12 protein-coding genes and 1 pseudogene are annotated in these 17984 nt (G+C 53.4%); 2 read left to right on the forward strand and 11 right to left on the reverse strand.

What is annotated here, in order from left to right:
* Window positions 1-49: 49 nt before the first annotated feature.
* The 4 genes from IDH45_RS09815 to IDH45_RS09830 form a co-directional block, all read right to left on the reverse strand.
* Entirely contained in the window at window positions 50-1687 is a 1638-nt protein-coding gene (locus IDH45_RS09815) for an extracellular solute-binding protein (RefSeq protein ID WP_190927015.1), read from the reverse strand.
* A gap of 71 nt (window positions 1688-1758) precedes the next feature.
* A complete protein-coding gene (locus IDH45_RS09820) occupies window positions 1759-2649 on the reverse strand; it encodes a carbohydrate ABC transporter permease (RefSeq protein ID WP_190927017.1) in 891 nt (296 codons plus the stop codon).
* 11 nt (window positions 2650-2660) lie between these two features.
* Window positions 2661-3638: an ABC transporter permease gene (locus IDH45_RS09825; RefSeq protein WP_397327010.1), complete on the reverse strand. Its 978-nt coding sequence runs from the start codon at window positions 3636-3638 to the stop codon at window positions 2661-2663.
* Between the two features lie 254 nt (window positions 3639-3892).
* Window positions 3893-6169 (reverse strand): helix-turn-helix domain-containing protein, encoded by a 2277-nt coding sequence (locus IDH45_RS09830; RefSeq protein WP_190927019.1) that lies wholly within the window; start codon window positions 6167-6169, stop codon window positions 3893-3895.
* A 203-nt stretch (window positions 6170-6372) separates the two neighbouring features.
* Here IDH45_RS09830 and IDH45_RS09835 point away from each other — a divergent pair, with 203 nt between their 5' ends.
* Window positions 6373-8463 carry a sigma-54 interaction domain-containing protein gene (locus IDH45_RS09835; RefSeq protein ID WP_190927021.1) on the forward strand — a complete coding sequence of 697 codons (2091 nt, stop codon included), beginning with the start codon at window positions 6373-6375 and terminating at the stop codon, window positions 8461-8463.
* Here the strand turns inward: IDH45_RS09835 and pepV are convergent.
* The gene (gene pepV / locus IDH45_RS09840) at window positions 8433-9893 is read right to left on the reverse strand and encodes a dipeptidase PepV (protein ID WP_190927023.1); all 1461 of its coding nucleotides are present in this window, start codon (window positions 9891-9893) and stop codon (window positions 8433-8435) included. The two genes, IDH45_RS09835 and pepV, sit on opposite strands and share 31 nt — an antisense overlap.
* Before the next feature lie 372 nt (window positions 9894-10265).
* On the opposite strand from pepV, the gene IDH45_RS09845 reads away from it, so the two are divergent.
* On the forward strand, window positions 10266-11033 hold the full coding sequence (locus tag IDH45_RS09845) for a gamma-glutamyl-gamma-aminobutyrate hydrolase family protein (RefSeq protein ID WP_190927025.1): 768 nt from the start codon (window positions 10266-10268) through the stop codon (window positions 11031-11033).
* Between the two features lie 229 nt (window positions 11034-11262).
* On the opposite strand, the gene IDH45_RS09850 is transcribed toward IDH45_RS09845, so the two are convergent.
* The 6 genes and pseudogenes from IDH45_RS09850 to kdpB form a co-directional block, all read right to left on the reverse strand.
* Window positions 11263-11727: a hypothetical protein gene (locus IDH45_RS09850; protein ID WP_263364799.1), complete on the reverse strand. Its 465-nt coding sequence runs from the start codon at window positions 11725-11727 to the stop codon at window positions 11263-11265.
* Between the two features lie 6 nt (window positions 11728-11733).
* Window positions 11734-11880 (reverse strand): annotated as a pseudogene (locus IDH45_RS35215) (TetR/AcrR family transcriptional regulator); the annotation flags it as partial.
* Window positions 11867-12781 (reverse strand): SDR family NAD(P)-dependent oxidoreductase, encoded by a 915-nt coding sequence (locus IDH45_RS09855; RefSeq protein WP_190927027.1) that lies wholly within the window; start codon window positions 12779-12781, stop codon window positions 11867-11869. The gene IDH45_RS09855 and the pseudogene IDH45_RS35215, both read right to left, overlap by 14 nt.
* 161 nt (window positions 12782-12942) lie before the next feature.
* Entirely contained in the window at window positions 12943-15273 is a 2331-nt protein-coding gene (locus tag IDH45_RS09860; protein WP_190927029.1) for a histidine kinase, read from the reverse strand.
* An 82-nt stretch (window positions 15274-15355) separates the two neighbouring features.
* Window positions 15356-15928 carry a potassium-transporting ATPase subunit KdpC gene (kdpC, locus tag IDH45_RS09865; RefSeq protein ID WP_190927031.1) on the reverse strand — a complete coding sequence of 191 codons (573 nt, stop codon included), beginning with the start codon at window positions 15926-15928 and terminating at the stop codon, window positions 15356-15358.
* Between the two features lie 18 nt (window positions 15929-15946).
* The gene (kdpB, locus tag IDH45_RS09870; RefSeq protein ID WP_190927033.1) at window positions 15947-17974 is read right to left on the reverse strand and encodes a potassium-transporting ATPase subunit KdpB; all 2028 of its coding nucleotides are present in this window, start codon (window positions 17972-17974) and stop codon (window positions 15947-15949) included.
* Window positions 17975-17984 lie beyond the last annotated feature (10 nt).

The raw sequence follows: 17984 nt of genomic DNA on the forward strand, positions 1-17984 counted from the left end.
CCTTTCCAGCGCAGCCTCCTAGTATCAGTAATCAGAATGGTCTGCCGGCTTACTTGATGTCGTAAGCGTCGATTTTCGCCATGTACACCTTATCTTTGTTCTCAGCGTAATACTTCGTATAAAATTCGTCTACCTTCGGGCCGCCCGCTTTCTCCCACATGTCTTTCGCTTCCTTGACCGCCTGCTCTACCGTGTAGCTCGGACCGCTGACGATCGCCTTCTGGAACAGATCGTCGTACTTGAAGCCGTTCGTGCTGATCAGTTGCAGATCCTTCGGAAGCGCCGGCATAAAGCCTACGTCCTTAAAGACCGGCCTGCTTTTCGACAGCCACACCTCTTTGCCTTTGGCATACAAATCGGCGAGCTCCTTCTGAACCGGATCGCTCAAATCGTAACTGCTGGACGGATCTCCGCATTTGCCGAGCAGCACCGTGTTGCCGAACAGCGTGTAATATTCGTAGTTCCAATCCAGCTCTTTTTTGTTTTTCTCCAGATCGATCGGCTCCGGGCATCCGTTCTTGCCCATCTTCCAATGCTCGCCCTCGAAGCCGTACTTCAGCGTCCGCAGCGTGCTCTCGGAGATCAGCCAGTCGATGTATTTCATAACCGCCACCGGATCTTTTGCGTTCGCGTTGACGACGCCCACCGAGCCGGCCGGCGTATCGACCTGCGGGCTGAACTGGCCGAACGGTCCCTTCGGCAGCTCCAGTACGGCTACCTCGGAGGTCGGATTGTTTTTCTTAAACGTTTGATGCAGCGCCAGATTCGACGTGATTTTGACCGAGGCGTATATGCCGAGCTTGCCGTTCACCCAGTCCTGCTGCGCCTTCGTGCCGCCTTTGTCCGTCAAATAGTCCTTGTCGGCGATGCCGGCGTCATAAATTTGCTTTTTGAACGCAAGAGCCGCCTCCGCCCTCTCGTAATCGTGGTACAGCTTGCCGTTTGCGTCAAAATGCCACGTATCGCTGCCGAAAATCGCATTGATCACTTCGTTACCGTTACCGCTCAGGTTATAGCCGAACGTATCCTTCTTACCGTTGCCGTCCGGGTCCATCTCGGCGAACGCCTTCATCACCTTGAACAGCTCGTCGGTCGTTTTCGGCATGTCCAAGTTTAGCTTTTTCAGCCAGTCCTGACGGATGACGACCGTTACGTTTTGCTGCAGGCCGGTTACGCGGCCCAGCTCGTAGATTTTGCCGTCGCTTTTGTAGCCCAGCTTTTTGAGCAGCGGGTACTGCTTCATCAGCGCCTTGTAATTCGTGCTGTGCTTCTCGATCAGATCGTCCAGCGGAATAATCTGCTTGGACGTGTACAGATCGTTGCGGTATGACGGCAAATAAGTCTGGATCAGATCGGGAGCCGTATTCGACGCAAACAGCGTATTCAGCTTCGCGGCTTCCCCGGTACGCGGCACAGGAACGAATTCGACCTCGACCGGCGCGTTTTCGTTGATCCACCGCGTCCAGCGGTTATTGACATAATCGCCTTCCCCTTGCGGCACTTGTCCCCGGTCGTATATCGTGACCGTAATTTTCGGCTTTTTCTCAGGCGCCTTCTCGCCCTCCTTGCCGGCAGCGGCTTCCTTGTCTCCCGAGCCGCCGCTCGAGCAGGCGGCCAGCAACGAGCCGGCGGCCAACGCAACGGCCAATGTAGTGACGCTTGCCTTTTTCCACGACTTCCTCTTCATTCGAATCTCTCCCCCGTCGTTATCATTCGCTTCTATTGCGATCGCTTGCCGGATTAAGGCAAACGTTGAAGCTACCCTTTGATCGAGCCGATCAGCATACCCTTGACGAAAAACTTCTGCAGAAACGGATAAACGATTACCATCGGAATGACCATTGTCATAATGCCCGCCGCGCGAATCGACTGGGGCGTTATTTTGTTGATCGAATCGTCTGCGGTGCCCATGTTCATCTGATGATTGATTTCATTCAACAGTTGCTGGCTCTGAATCATGTTCTGCACCAAAACCGACAAATTATGCTTGGCCGAATCGTTGATGTACATCAGCACGCTGAAAAACGAGTTCCAGTGTCCCACTCCGTAAAAAAGCGACAGGGCGGCCAGAACCGGCAGCGACAAGGGAAGAAAAATACGTCCCAGCAACCCCCATTCCGAGCATCCGTCGATCCGTGCGGCTTCGACCAGTTCCTCCGGAATATTCTCGAAAAACGACCGGAGAACGAGCAGATTCCACGCGCTGACGATACCCGGCAGCCAAAGCGACCAATACGAGTCGAGCAGGCCCAGCGATTTCACGAGCAGGAAGTTCGGAATTAATCCGGCGCTGAACAGCATCGTAAATACAATCGCCATACTGAAAAAGCGGCGTCCGTAAAAATATTTCCGGGACAGCGGATATCCGGCCATAACCGTAAAGATCATGTTCAGAATTGTCCCGATCACCGTAATGATGACGCTGTTGTTAAACGACCGCACGATCGGCGTTCCTTCGACCAGCAGCTTATACGACTCCAGCGTGAACTGGACCGGCCAGAACGACACCTTGCCGGACATCACCGCATCGTTATCGCTAAGCGAAACCGCAAAAATATGGACGAGCGGCAGCAGACACGACAGCGCTAGGACAGACAGGATCGTATAGGTAATGGCGTAAAACAGATGTTCCCCTCTGGTGGCTCTCACTTGTGTTCCTCCTACCAAATGCTCTCTCCGTACCGGCGCGCGATCCGGTTGGCGGTGATGACGAATATAAGGCCGATCAGCGATTCGAACAAGCCGAGCGCCGCGCCTACGCTGAACTGATTGCCGCGCAAGCCCATCTTGTAGTTCCACGTGCTGATGACCTCGGATATGCTGGATACCGCCGAATTTTGCAGCACATATACGTGGTCGAAGCCGACCTCCATCAGATTGCCCATGCTCAAAATAAACACGAGCACGATCGTGGAGCGGATGCCCGGGAGCGTAATATGCCACATCTGCCGCCACTTCGAGGCGCCGTCGATGCTGGCCGCTTCGTACAAATCGGGACTGATCGCAGACAGCGCCGCCAAATAAATGATCGCCCCCCAGCCCATCGACTTCCAGATGCCGGACCCTACGTAAATCGTAATCCAGCTCAGCTCGTTATAAAGGAACGGATAAATCGAACCGGTAAGCTTCTCCAGCAGCAGGTTGATTGTCCCAGCCTGCTGGGCGAACAGCGTAACGATAATTCCGCCGATGATCACCCAGTTCAGGAAGTGCGGCAAATAAACAAGCGTCTGCACCGTCTTTTTGAACCACGCCTTGCGCACCTCGTTAATCAGGATCGCCAGCATGATTGGAAACGGAAATCCGACGATAATATTCAGCAGGCTGAGAATCAGCGTGTTGCGGATAATCTCCAGCATCATCGGGTTGTCGAACAGCAGCTTGAAGTTATCGATGCCGATCCACGGACTGCCGAGAATGCCGTCCCGGAAGCTGTAATCCTTGAAAGCAATTACAAGTCCCAGCATGGGAGCGTACTTGAATATGGCGAAGTATAAAATGATCGGCACGAACAAAATAAGCAGCGGGATATTTTGCCGAAATCTTTTCTTTCTCTGCGACTTCAATCTCGCGCTCGCTGTCTGTTCCATTAGCCGGCCGCCCGTATGACCAGCCATTTGTTGACTCATGCAGTTCATCACCCCTCTTTCGGATCGTCGTTACGAGAACAATCCCTAATCTACCTCCTCCCCGGGCTGCGTATCAATATACACGTTTCTTCCCCATATACTTAATTCTCATCGCAGTGAAACGCCTTGGCCGGACAGCCTTTCCGCCTCTTGGCGCCGCCCCCCCGGCAACAGAAAAAAGCCGCAAAAGGCGTATCCGCTACTGCAGATACCGCACGATTCACGACTGTCATTCACAGGTATATACAACTTTCGCAGTGTATTCATTTTTCGCTTTTGCCCGGATTTTGGTGCTCGCTGCGGAATAATCCCGGCGTCATGGACGTAATTTTCTTGAACATGCGGATAAACGATAACGCATGCAAATAGCCGACCTTGACCGAGATCGTCTGAACCGGCTCGTCCGTCTCGACGAGCAGCCGCTTCGCCTCCTGCACGCGAAGCTTGACTAGAAATTCGGTGAACTTCTCGCCGAATTCCTCCTTGAAGAGACGGCTGAAATATTTCGGGCTTAGCTCGAAATGCTCGCTGATATGATCGAGCGAAAGATCCGGGTTCGCATAATTTTGCTCCAGATACAATTTGATTTCCTGAATGAGCTTATGGTTGTGCCGTTGCTGCCGCATCGCAAGGAATCGCCCGGCGGCATCCGACAATACGCCGTACAGTTCACGCTCGACGTCTTCCAGCAGCTCGAAGCGGGCGCTCCCCGCCAGCAGCTGCGGCTGGGCCGTCTCCCTCCAGACGAGCTGCACGTCCACGGGCAAATCCATCATTTCTTTCTCCAGGCAAAAATTCATGTAGTTCAGCACATGTACGATATCGTCCCGTGAGAAGCTGCCTTCGCGCAGGATGTCGAAAATCCGGCTGTACATCTCCTTCCAGGACTCCTCGTTTAACCGGAACGACTGGGCGAGCGCCCGCGCCGTCTGAAGGATCAGGTCCATTCCGTTATGCTGGGCCGGCATGCAGTCCGCCGCCGAGATGACCTTGTCGCTGCCGAGCACCGGCTTGAACTTAAGCGCCTGCATCGCTTCCTCGTAGGACAGGGACACATCCCCGATCTCCTCGACCCGGTCGCCGATGCCGAACGTAACGGTCATGCGCAGGTTCGCCTTGACCCATTCCCGTGCGCGCTCGCACAGCTCCGGCACCCGCGCCGCCTGCTCAGAAGGACCGCCCGGAAGCAGGAAAATAACGGCCAGATGGCGGTTCGACATCCACTCCGACGCGACTGCGGCCGATTCGCTCTCGGCAACCTCCTTGATGGCTGCGGACAGGCCGTACTTCAGCAGCAACTGGTCTTTGTGCGAATACATATCCGAAAACGTGGAATACCGGTCGATTTCCGCAACCGCCGTCATCAGGCTGCCGAAACCCGAGCGTAGACCGAACCGCGCCATCTCCTTGTTCCATTCGTCCAGACTGACCGGACGTTCGCCGGACAGCAGCTCTTCGAAAAAAATCTGTTTCCGGTACGCAAGATCCTCGTATTGCCTCTGCTTGAAATGGTCGGACTGCTCGATCAGATCGTCAAGGGCCGTGGAGATCCGCTTGAACTCGTCAAACCTGCCATCGCCGGGACGGGCGTCCGAAGCAAGCGCGGGAGAGGCGCTGATCCGCTCGAGGATAAGCTCGATCGGCTTGTAGTTGCGCCTGGATACGTAGAAGATCGCCGCCGCTCCGAAGAGGATGGAGCCGAAAGCGAGCCACGCCCAAACGTTGGAGACGAGCGAAGCGAAGCTGAAAAACGGGATGCTTTTATAGCCGCTGCGCAGCTCCCATCCGGTCAAATCCGATACCGCTGTGGACAGTACCGGATCGCCTTTCCCTTTCCCTTCTGCTTCCGCGTTGCCGGCAAACTGCAGCCGCTTGTCGAAAAACCGGGTCCCCTCCCGGTCGTACAGCTCCATGAAGCTTTTCCGGCCGCCTGTCATCTCATCGACTCTTTTCTGAAGGAGGGAGGCGTTGACATTAATAACGATGACGCCGGAATCGCCGCTTAATATCGGGTACCGCCGCACCAGCGATACGACCTTGACCGGTTCGGTCACGGCCGGTTCGGATAACACTTCCCGGATATTCGTCCAATTCGCCGCCGTTTTGTCGGCAAACGCTTCTTGAACGAACTCCTTTTCCGCAAATTCGTCTGCGTCGACCATCATCTTGTTCGTCAAGACGCGGCGGTCGTAGTCTCTGTACAGATATATATTGTGAATCAAATCGTTGGACAGTGTCATACCGCTGAGCAGCGAAGAAACTTTGGCGTGAACGATCGGCGAAGGGGCGGCGGTCTCGATAAAAAACTGCTGCAGATCTTCGTTGATCCGAAACTCCTTCATCACCATCTCGTGAACGGAGCGCAGCGAATAGTCGACGGATTGCAGCGCTTGCTCCGCCGCAGCCTGATTCGCTTTTACCGCCTGGCTTCTTACCTGGTCGCTGAGTACGAGAAAAAAAATAAACACCAGGACGGAGTTGATAAAAATAAAGATCGGCAAATAGGAAACGAGGAAACGATTAAACCAATGTTTCTTCATGGAGCCTCCGAGAACGTGTTATGAAAATCGGCAAGAAATCGTCCGTACACCATTATACTGCATCCCGGAGGAATCGGGCGAGCTTTATCGAAACTGCGAAGCTACGGCTCCCCCTCCTTCCCATAACGGGCGCTTCCTGCTATGATGGGAACGGCCGGAGGTTTGCACCGAGGCTTCCAGATTACGATAAAAGAGTGAGAATGATGAAAGAAACGAAGTCCATTCTGATCATCGCCCATCATCGGGCCGTACTCGTCAAGCTGGCCGAGCAGCTGCTCGAGATCGGCTTTGACGAGCTGTTTCATATCGAGACGCGCACGATCGACGAGATCGATCATGCCTGCATCAGCAGGTTTGCTCTTGTGCTTTTGACGAGCCAAACGACGTATATGAAGGTGAGGCCGTTTTTCTCGGCCAACACTTCCTACCTGATCGCGAGAAGGGTGATCAACTTCTCGAATATTCGCGAAGTGCTGAGCATACCGCCGCAGACGAGCGTATACCTCGTCAATAATACGAGAGACGCCGCCGAGGATACGATCCGCAATCTGCTCGAGATGGGCGTCTCGCTCCGGTTTATTCCGTATTATCCCGGACAAGCCGCCAGGCCGGACATCACCGTCGCAGTAACGCCAGGGGAGACCGACTACGTCCCGGATCACGTCGAGACGGTGATCGACATCGGCGACCGGCTGATCGAGCTGTCGACACTGTTCGAAATTTTTCATTTTTTCCGCATATCGCCACAATTCAAAAACGATCTTCTGTCGATGAGGTACATGCAGTCGCTCTTCCGCATGGTTCGCGAGCTAAGCGAGGAGATGATGCATTCGGAGCGGTTGCAGCGCAAGCTGGAATGGGTCGTGAACAGCATCGACGATGCGGTTGTGATCTACTCGCAGAACGAGAAGGTTCAAACGGCGAACGAGAAGGCTCGGCAGTTGCTTCACGCTCCGCTTCTCCAAACCTCTGGCGCTCCGCTCCGGGAATGGGCCGGACCCGCTTTTTACGACGCCGTCCGGCTGCTCGATTCCGGTCGCGACTTGTTCCGCGACGTCGACGGAACCGCCTATTACATTCGCAAAACATGCATGAACGTCGATGCCGATACCGCCGTCTGGCTGCTCGTATTCCGCAAGGTCGAGGACATTCGCCATATCGAGCATGAATATCGTTCGAACCTGAAGAAAAGCAGTTTTACTGCCAAATATCAGTTCGACGACATCCTGACGGAGAGCCCGTCGCTTCTCCATACGGTCCGGATCGCCCGCAAGCTGGCGTTAAGCCATTCCACCGTGCTGCTTCTGGGTGAAACCGGGACCGGCAAGGAAGTGTTCGCCCAGGCGCTGCACAACGCTTCGCCCCGCAAGCATCAGCCGTTCGTCGGAATCAACTTTGCGGCATTATCCGAAAGTCTTCTGGAGAGCGAATTGTTCGGTTACGAAAGCGGAGCATTCACGGGTGCGAAAAAAAGCGGGCATATCGGGGTATTCGAGCAGGCCCATCTGGGTACGCTGTTTCTGGACGAGATCGGCGACGCTTCACCCTCTATTCAAAACCGTCTGCTTCGCGCCCTGCAGGAACGACAGATTATGAAGGTAGGAGGAGAGCGTCTGCTGACGATCGATACGCGGGTGATTGCGGCGACGAACCAGGTGCTGGAGCAATTGATGGAGGAAGGGAAATTCCGCCGCGACCTGTACCACCGATTAAACGTGCTGCCGATCCGCCTGCCGCCGCTGCGCGAGAGGCGCGAGGACATCGTGCCTCTCGCGCAGCGATTTCTCCGTGAGTTTCAGCTCCGGCTGAACGCGCCTCCGCTGCACGTCTCCACAGCCGTCAGGCAGGCGCTGATCGACTACGACTGGCCCGGCAATATCCGCGAGCTTCGCAATGTGATCGAATATGCGGTTCATGTATGCGAAGGAACGATATATTTGGACGAGCTGCCCTTCTATTCTACCGTACATGCGGCAGCGGCCGATGACGCGGCGCTGGAGGCGGAACGCCCTGAAAGCTTGGCCCGTGATTGGGCGAGCAAAGGTTTTCTGGACGAGATGCTGCTTATCCTGGAGAGCCTCGCCGCAAGTCCGAATGGCACCGCGGGACGACCATCCCTGCTGGCTCGTCTGAGCGGACGGTTGTCGCTATCCGACCCTCAGCTCCGGTACCGGCTTAAGTTGCTGGCCGGCAGCGAGCTAATAACAAGCGGACGCGGACGCAGCGGTGCGAGGATTACGACCAAGGGTGAGCGGTTCCTCGGCTACTGCCTCTCTTCCGGACCGTCAGCGTAATCGGCGTTCGCCAGCTCATAGATCGCCCGCGCGTAGATGGCGGTCGCCTTGAACAGATCGTCCAGCTCGATATACTCATCCTTCTGGTGCGCCGTTCCTTCCTTCCCCGGAAACATCGCCCCGAACGCGACGCAGCTGCCCATCAGGCCGGCGTATGTCGCTCCTCCGATCGAGAGCAGCGTCGGCTCCTGCCCCGTCTCGCCTTCATATACCCGCTGGAGCGTCCGGATCAGCGGGTGGCTCGCCTCGATGTAATGCGGCTTCTTGCTGCCGATGCTCGTTATGCTCATGCCGGATACGGCTGCCGCCGCTTCAAGCCCTGCGATTGCTGCCGGGAAGTCGGTCGTTACCGGACAGCGGATATTGAGCGAGACGGAGCCGCCTTTGCCGTGTTCGTATCGGAGGATGCCCGCATTTACGGTAAGCGGACCGGAGATGTCGTCCTTATAGGCAATGCCCAGCTTCTCGCCGTAGCAGTCGCCGGCCAGCTTGCCGTCCAGAAACGCGATATACGCAGCCCCTGCCGCATCCAGCTCATATCCGCGCAGAAACTGCGCCATGGCGAGAGCCGCGTTAAGCCCTTTCATCGGATAAGCGCCGTGCGCCGATTTTCCGTACAGCATCAGCTCCGCGCTGCCGGAGGACTCCTCCAACATCCATTCGCATGGAAGCCCGAGAGACTCGCCGTATCGTTGAAATTCCGCGGCCAGCCGCTCCAGCAGCGGGCGGGGAGCCTTCATCCGGACAACCGCTTTGTCCGGCACCATATTCGTTCGCTCCCCCGCTTCGAACGAAGCGAGGATGCAGGTCGGAGTGGACTTCTCCTTATTCGCCGCAGTCAAGTCGAGAGTGAAGACGGGATTCAGCTGCCCCTTCTCCGCATGAATGATCGGAAATCCGGCATCGGGCGAAAACGCGGCGACCGGCATTCTCTCCTCCTCCACATATTTACGCACACATGCCATCCCGCTTTCCTCGTCCGTTCCGAAGATAAGCCGCACATTATGTTTTAGGGGCAAGCCCGATTCCTGTACGATCTTCAGCGCGTAATAAGCGGCCATCGACGGCCCTTTGTCATCGATCGCTCCCCGTGCATACAGCTTGCCGTCCACGATCGCCGGCTCGAACGGAGGATGAGTCCACTCGCCGGTGGCCGGAACGACGTCCAGATGGCACAACACCCCGATATAGTCTTCACCGCGGCTGTCCCCATACTCCGCATATCCCGCATAACCTTCCAGATTGCGCGTCCGGAAGCCGGAGCCGCCCGCTTGCTCCAGCATCCAGTCGAGAGCTTGGGCGATTCCCGCCCCCATCGGCCGGCCCGGCCCTTGAGTCGCGGGATCTTTCACGCTTGGTATGCAAAGCAGCGAACGCAAATCTGCCAACAAAGCTTCCTTTCTCTTCAACACTTCCCCGTACCAATCCATTTGTATCCCCCTGTTACTTCGGATGAATTCCGCTCCATATAAAGTATGCAATAATCATGCCAATCAAAAAATATGGACAGACGACCGGCATTACCGTTAATTGGTTATCTTTAATCATAATTTCGTATACTTCACGCCGTTATTGGACTGGCCAATTATTCGCAGATCACGTCGGGCACAGGTGCGGTATCCGGAAATAATGCTTTGCTTCCGAATCGAAACCGGCCGTTGTCTCTATCGGCTCGTTGAACTTTCCCTCTATTGGCACGGTTATTGCATTCTCATAGTTAAGGCAGCACAACATTGCCAGACGGTCCGGTCTGCGAACCTCATCCCTGCCGGAGCAATTATACCTAGAAGGAGTCAAAACCGATGAAACCGCTAATAGGCATTACATCCAACCGCACAACAGATCCAAGCCGCCAAGCGAGTCAAGGACTCGCCCTCTCCGATCAAACGATCCAGCACGTAGCGGACGACTACGTAAAAGCGATCGAGCGTGCAGGCGGCATTCCGGTTATTATCCCCGTATACGAACAGTCCGGCAACTACGCCAAACTGCTTCAATCGCTCGACGGTCTTCTGTTTACCGGAGGCTCGGATATCGATCCAAGCTATTACAATGCAAAGCGCAGCGACAAAATCGGCGCGACCGATCCCGGGCGCGACCGGCATGAGCTCGCCTTGATCGGCGAAGCGCTGCGATCGACGACGATCCCGGTTCTCGCCATATGCCGCGGCTGCCAGCTCCTGAACGTAGCCGGAGGCGGTACGCTGTATCAGGACCTTCCCTCCGAGCGGGAAGGCAGCGCGAACCACAGCTATGCCGGGTTATCCCCGAAGCATGAAGCCGTGCAGCAGGTGACGATCGAAAAGGAAACGAAGCTGTGCGCTATCGTCGGAACGGAGCGGCTGGCCGTCAACAGCTTCCATCATCAGGCGGCGAAGACGGTTGGTCCGCAGTTTTCCGTCACGGCGACCGCCGACGACGGAACGATCGAGGGAATCGAGATGAAGGGGGACCGCTTCGTCCTTGGCGTCCAGTGGCACCCCGAGCTGATGCACGATACCGATGCGGCGGCGGCCGCGCTGTTCGAGGCGTTCGTTGGCCGATCCGCCGCTTCCGTTCGAGCCGTGTGAGGGGCGGCGCCGCGCCGTTTTTGAGTTCCAGCCATCAAAACGCACGTCAAGCGGGGGAGATTTCCTCTCCCCCGCTTGCGGCACACATGGAACGTGTTTTTCGGACTGCGGCTCTTCCTAAAACTCCCTACATGATGCAACGAAATACCGCCATTTTGAAATGACGGCTTTTCGCAATGTTGAAAGGAAGGCGATACCGACTATATTCAGATGTCCTTGCTAATAGGTCTTACCGGGAATCGTTCTTGTAAATCCCTTTTTTCAGCATGTCCGTATGTTCCTCGAACTCTCGGATTATGTTCGGCAATTCCGAAAGTCCCCGATCCGGAGCATGTTTGAATTGTTCCATGAATCGGTGCGTAAGCTGGTCTAGTACGGAATGTATCAGTTGAACCACCTTCTCCCGCTCAAATTCGGGCGAGAATGCGGAATAATCGGCATCCTCCAAGAAAGTAGCGGCGTATCGTTCCTGCATGCGCCGTTGCCGTATAACGATCTCCTCACCTAGCTCTTCCGGCACTTCCCGGAACACATCGGAAACCAGCTTGTAGATCATCGGAAATTCCATGAACATTTTCACTTTCGCCTTGCTAAGGGCTAAGTAACGGGCCAATAGTTCCGGCGGCAGCTCCTTCATTTCGTTTTCCAAGTACTGGTCGAATACATCCAGAGACTGGTCCAGCACGGTGAGCATCAGTTGCTTTTTGCTTCCGAAATAATGAAAAAGGATACCTTTGGACGTATCGGCCGCTTTTACAATTCGATTGGTAGATGCATTTCGATAGCCGTGTTCGCTGAATTCAGCAAGCGCGCACTTGAGTACCAGCTGTTCTTTAGCTTCGATGATCGATCCCTCCTATATGGAGTCCGGTCATCCGTGTGCTGGCCTCCCATAATTTTCTCCAAACGGTTTCATCATAGGATTTTTTGGAGGAAGAAACAATCTTGTTTTTCTCGGTATAATAGTTGCCGGTTACTCCGACTAAAGCCGGTTCGGCGGCAAGGTAAGCATACGTTTCCGCCATCGTATCGGGCTCAATCGAAAAGCTGCGTTTCAGCCGGTAAACAGCTTGTAGCCACCCGGCCACATTCTCGGCGTGTCTTCCCTCATCAATCTTGACACTAGGCACGCGTATGCAGTTTACGGTAACGCCGGACTCCGTAAGCTTCCGGGCCAGATCGTAGGTAAACATAAGCTGCGCCAGCTTGGAATGATAGTAAGCATGAGTTGGAGAAAACTTCTTCTCTCCGTTCAGATTATCAAATTCGATTGTAAGTCCAGGGAACGTCAAAAGCCCTTTGGAAGCAATCGTAATAATCCGGCTAGGGGCGGTTCGCTCGAGCATATCGAGCAGTAAATGTGTTAGCAGAAATGGCCCCAGGTGATTGGTTGCAAAAATTGTTTCCACTCCGTCGTCCGTAATCAGGGGTTTCTTTAAGATCATATCGAAGTTGGCGGCGTTATGGATAAGAACGTCAAGTCTTCGATAATGGGTCCGGACCTCATCCGCAAGAAACCGCACGCTTCTCTGCGACGACATATCGGCTTGCAGCAGTTCTACCTTGACGTTGCCCGTGTCGCGTCTAATTTCTTCGACTGCCGCCGCTCCGCTTACGGCATTCCGGCACACGACGATGACTTCTGATCCGAGCGCAGCCAGCCGTTTGGCCGCCCGTTTCCCGATCCCCGCGTTGGCCCCGGTAATAAGCGACACTTTCCCCGTCATATCCCAGCCCGCTTTATTCATAACTTCACTCTTTCTTTGCATTTTGACCAGCTGGTCAATGTTGTTTTATTCTTATTATATCGCCATTTGACCAGGTGGTCAATAATGGGTTGCTCGGCGTGTGATTGACAGGAATATGCTTATCGGAATATCGATTTGAAGAAAAATAGAGTAAATGAGTTTTATTTGTCCAGCGGTTTGGCATGAGGAGCATAATCCGCAACAATCAGAACATCCATATGCCGTGCATGACGGAGCACCGTTTTGACGACTGAGCCATGGCGCACAAGTTTCCAAACTTTCCTTGCAGATTGCCCCAAAACCATCTGTGTTGCCATTTTCTCGTCCGATTTGCCGATCAGAACGGAAGCCACATCTCGTTCCCTATCAATAAACTGCACTTCGAATATACCTCCCAATCGCATGGACAGTTCTTTTATGCGTTCGATTCGTTTGTTCACTTCATCCGGAATTACACTTCCTCTGTGAACATAAATCACATACCACTCGGCCTTCAAACGATAGGCGATACGAAATCCCCTTCGAATCAAACGCTCCGCGTTAAGACTTGCCGTCACGCCAACACAAATCGTTTCTTTTTTTCGCCATGGACCACGAAGCGAGGCTTTGCGCTCCCAGGACTCCAATCGCTCATCTACATCATCCGCAATCTCCCGCAGTGCAAGCTCACGCAGCGCAATCAGGTTTCCTGTCTTGAAAAAAGAATTCAATGCCTGTTCTATTTTATTGGCTGCATAGATCCGTCCCTCTCTCATGCGCTGCTGCAAGGATGAAGGCGATACATCAATGAGCTGGACTTCGTCCGCCAAATGCAGGATATGGTCCGGAACGGTTTCGTGCACCCGAATACCTGTAATTTGTTCAACTGCATCATTCAAGCTTTCGAGGTGTTGCACATTCATCGTGGAAATGACGGAAATCCCGGCATCCAAAATGCTCAGCACATCTTCATAACGTTTGCGATTCTTGCTGCCGGGTACATTGGTATGGGCTAGCTCGTCAATTAATACGAGCTCCGGATTCCGCTTCAGAATCGCTTCCACGTCCATTTCCTCGAGTTCCACCCCCCGGTAGTGAGTGTTGCTTCTGGGTATCATCGGCAACGCGCCTACCTGTTCCCATGTTTCGGTGCGGCCATGTGTCTCCAGCAGGCCGATTATGACATCGATCTGTTTTTTTAACAGATCGTTCCCCTCCCGCAGCATCGTATACGTTTTCCCTACGCCGGGCGCAGAGCCGATATAGACTTTAAATTTGCCGCGTCTTATTTTTTGTATTCTTTCTTTCATCTCCTGATCCGTCAGCCGATGATAGGAGCTCGGCTCCCGCTTTTGCTGCGTTCCGGCCGGCAAGATCCGCCTGCCTTCCTGTTCCGAGCGGTCTGCAATAAACAAGAGGTCGACATTTTTAATTAGGTTCAACAGCCGGTTTGCGATCGATCCCCTCCAAAACTCTTGCCATGGACTCATCTTGGAATGCCCCATGACGATACGGGTGACATTATGACTGGCCGCAAAGTGAACCAATTTCCGAGGCAGAGCGCGCCGGGAAGCCAGCGGGATTTCTTCGAATGTCCCCTCTACTTTTTTGATCATTTGAAGAAGCGAACGTTTAAAGGTCGAAGCCTCCTTAGACAACGTTTTTTTAGGATTGATAAAGGTCACGACCAGAAGATCGCCACCAAGCCGTTTGGCAACCTGCTGACCTCTGCGAACATAGATCGAACCGTTCCAATGGTATTGCGCAGATACAAGAATACGTTCCGTTGCACCGGATGGACCAAATAACCCTGCCTCCTCCCGATGCTTTTCCAGCGATTCATTGACCCCTTCGGCTACAAGCCGCAAGGCAAGCTCTCGAAGCTTCGCCAAATTTCCCCGTTTGAACAGGGCAGGATCCGGATGCTGGAAACGGCCATCCGATAATCGCTCCAGTATCGCCTCCGGCGTTACATCAATTAGGCGTACCTCGTCCGCCCAATCCAGGGTATCGGAAGGAATGGTATGTTCTGCAGCAATGCCTGTTAACTTATAAGCGAGCTCGGTTACGCCTTCCAGTTCATAGACATTAACCGTAGCGATTACGCTGATTCCTTTATCAAGAAGGCAACGAATGTCTTCCAGTCTTGTCGGATGGAGCGCCCCTTTCCGGTTACGATGAGCCAGTCCGTCTACGAGGACAACTTCCGGATTGCGTTCATACAACCGCTCCAGATTTAAATCTTTGTGCTCGACACCATCCTTCACCCAATGGATGCTCGGAATCCGCTCCAAGTCACCGATCTGCTCCAAAGTGCCGGGACGTTGTCTGGTTGAAACGGCACAAATAACCACATCAATCCCTTGCCGCTTTAACATTTGTCCTTCCTGAAGCATGTGATACGTTTTACCTGAACCGCTGACCGCACCAATGTAAATTTTTAATCGGCCTCGGTGAAGCCTGGAAATGGAATATAAAATTTCTTCTGGCGTTTTTCGTTTGAATGGCTCCATGTTTGTCTCCTTTTTCCCTGAAGCAGCTTGCAAACGGAAATTCCCTGCCCGATAAAAGCAGGCAGGGAGATGCCTATTTCGTTTACCTTGTAAGCAAACGCTGCAGTTCGATATTGAGCTGCAATACATTTACCGCAGGTTCGCCTAAGAAACCAAACGTCCGATGGCTCGTTTGTTCTTGCACAAGTCTTTCCAAATGTTGCTGTTCAATACCGGTCAAGTGACAGATCCTTGGAATTTGTGCACGTGCCGCCTCCGGGCTGATATCGGGGTCCAAGCCGGAGGCGGAGTTGGTAATCAGATCAATCGGAAGGCCGCTGACAGGAACTTCGGGATTATTGATCTTCCATTCTTCTAAGGATTTCGTTATTCTCTCCAACAATGCAGGATGTGACGGCGCATAGTTCGGCGATCCCGATCCGTCCGCCTGATAATCGATGCTGGAGATACGGCTATGGAAAAACTCAGGTTCGGAAAACAACTGTCCAATCAGCCTCGAGCCAATAACATTTCCTTTTTCGTCTTGAATCAAGCTCCCCTCAGCTTGTTCGGGGAACACGATCTGTGCGATTCCGGTAACTGCAAGGTTATAGCCGAGTCCGCATAATAACATGAATAGCAAGCTGGTTCGTAGACTGGATGTCAATAATTTCATCTTAGGTCATTCCTTTCTTCATACCCACATATGGATAACAAGATCGATGAGTTTGATTCCAGCGAAGGGAACAAGAACACCGCCTAAGCCATAAATCAACAAATTGCGTTTTAGCAGTTGTGCCGAACTGACTGCTTTATACGCCACTCCCTTCATCGCAAGCGGAATTAATAGCGGGATAATAATCGCATTAAAGACAAGCGCAGATAAAATAGCCGACATCGGCGATCCCAACTGCATGACATTCAGAGCATTCATCTCCGGAATGGCGAGCACAAACATGGCAGGCAGGATGGCAAAGTATTTGGCAATATCATTGGCGATGCTGAACGTCGTCAGTGCGCCGCGGGTCATCAGAAGCTGCTTTCCTATCGCTACAACTTCAATAATTTTGGACGGGTCGGAGTCTAGATCCACCATATTCGCCGCTTCCTTGGCCGCTACCGTACCGCTATTCATCGCAATTCCCACATCCGCCTGCGCCAATGCAGGCGCATCGTTTGTGCCGTCACCCGTCATAGCCACCAGTTTACCTTCTGCCTGCTCTCGCCGAATCACAGCAATTTTATCTTCCGGCTTGCTCTCTGCGATAAAGTCATCAACGCCCGCCTCCCTCGCGATGGTAGCGGCAGTAAGCGGGTTATCGCCTGTACACATCACCGTTTTAATGCCCATTTGGCGCATTTGGTCAAAACGTTCACGCATCCCGGGCTTGACCGTATCTTTTAAATAGATGACGCCGTAAATGCGGTTATCGACAGCGACGGCCAGCGGCGTGCCCCCGGCAGAAGCTACTTTATCAGCTGCCACATCCAAATCGGTCGGTATGATCCCGTTCTGGGCAGCTACCCATTTTTTAATCGCGTCGACGGCCCCTTTGCGCACTTTTCGGCCATCCGACAAATCGATCCCACTCATTCGTGTTTCCGCTTTGAATTCGATGAACTCTCCACCGGCAGCTACTGATCCGTTATACCCGAGTTCCAGCTTTTTCATCAAGTCCAGCACGGAACGCCCTTCCGGCGTCTCATCCTTCATTGAACCAATCGCCGCCCACTCGCCTAGTTCAATCGGTTTGGCGCCGCCAACCGGGATAAATTCACTCGCCATCCGGTTGCCATATGTGATCGTACCCGTTTTGTCCAGAATGATTGTATTAATATCCCCCGCAGCTTCCACAGCTTTCCCCGACATGGCAATTACGTTATACCGGGTCACCCGATCCATTCCCGCTATTCCGATCGCAGACAATAACCCTCCGATTGTGGTTGGGATCAGGCAAACAAGCAGGGCAATCAGGACGGGAACATCAATTTCAATGTTGAGGTAGTCCCCGAAAAACGGCAGTGTCACCACGACAATCAGGAAAATCAGGGTCAAACTGATCAGAACCGTATTCAGGGCAATTTCATTCGGCGTTTTTTGCCGTTTAGCCCCTTCGACAAGTGAAATCATCCGATCCAGAAACGATTCTCCCGGATCGCTGGTGATCCTTACTTTGATCTGGTCGCTGATGACGTGCGTTCCGCCTGTGACAGAACTGAAATCGCCGCCAGCTTCCTTAATGACGGGCGCGGATTCTCCCGTAATCGCTGATTCGTCGACCGACGCGAGCCCTTCGACAACCTCGCCGTCCCCCGGAATCATTTCTCCTTGTGTTATGACGACAATATCTCCTTTACGAAGATCGGTTGAAGCCACCTGCTTGATCTCTCCGCCGACCAATTTGTTTGCAACAATGTCTTTTTTTGTCCGCTTTAACGAATCCGCTTGCGCCTTACCTCTTCCTTCAGCCAACGCCTCCGCAAAGTTCGCGAACAACAACGTCACCAGCAAAATGGCGGCAACCACTATATTGAACCAACCCGGTGTCGAGCCTTGGAACGCTCCGGGAAAAAAGCATAGAAATAATGTGATGCCAAATCCTATCTCCACTACAAACAGGATCGGATTACGGAACATGACTCTAGGGTCCAGCTTCATGAACGCTTCCTTGACAGCATTCCGGATAATCGACCCGCTAAGTCCGGATGTTTTAGTTTGCATCGTGAGAACC

This window comes from Paenibacillus oceani (assembly GCF_014705615.1).
Classification (GTDB): domain Bacteria; phylum Bacillota; class Bacilli; order Paenibacillales; family NBRC-103111; genus Paenibacillus_AB; species Paenibacillus_AB oceani.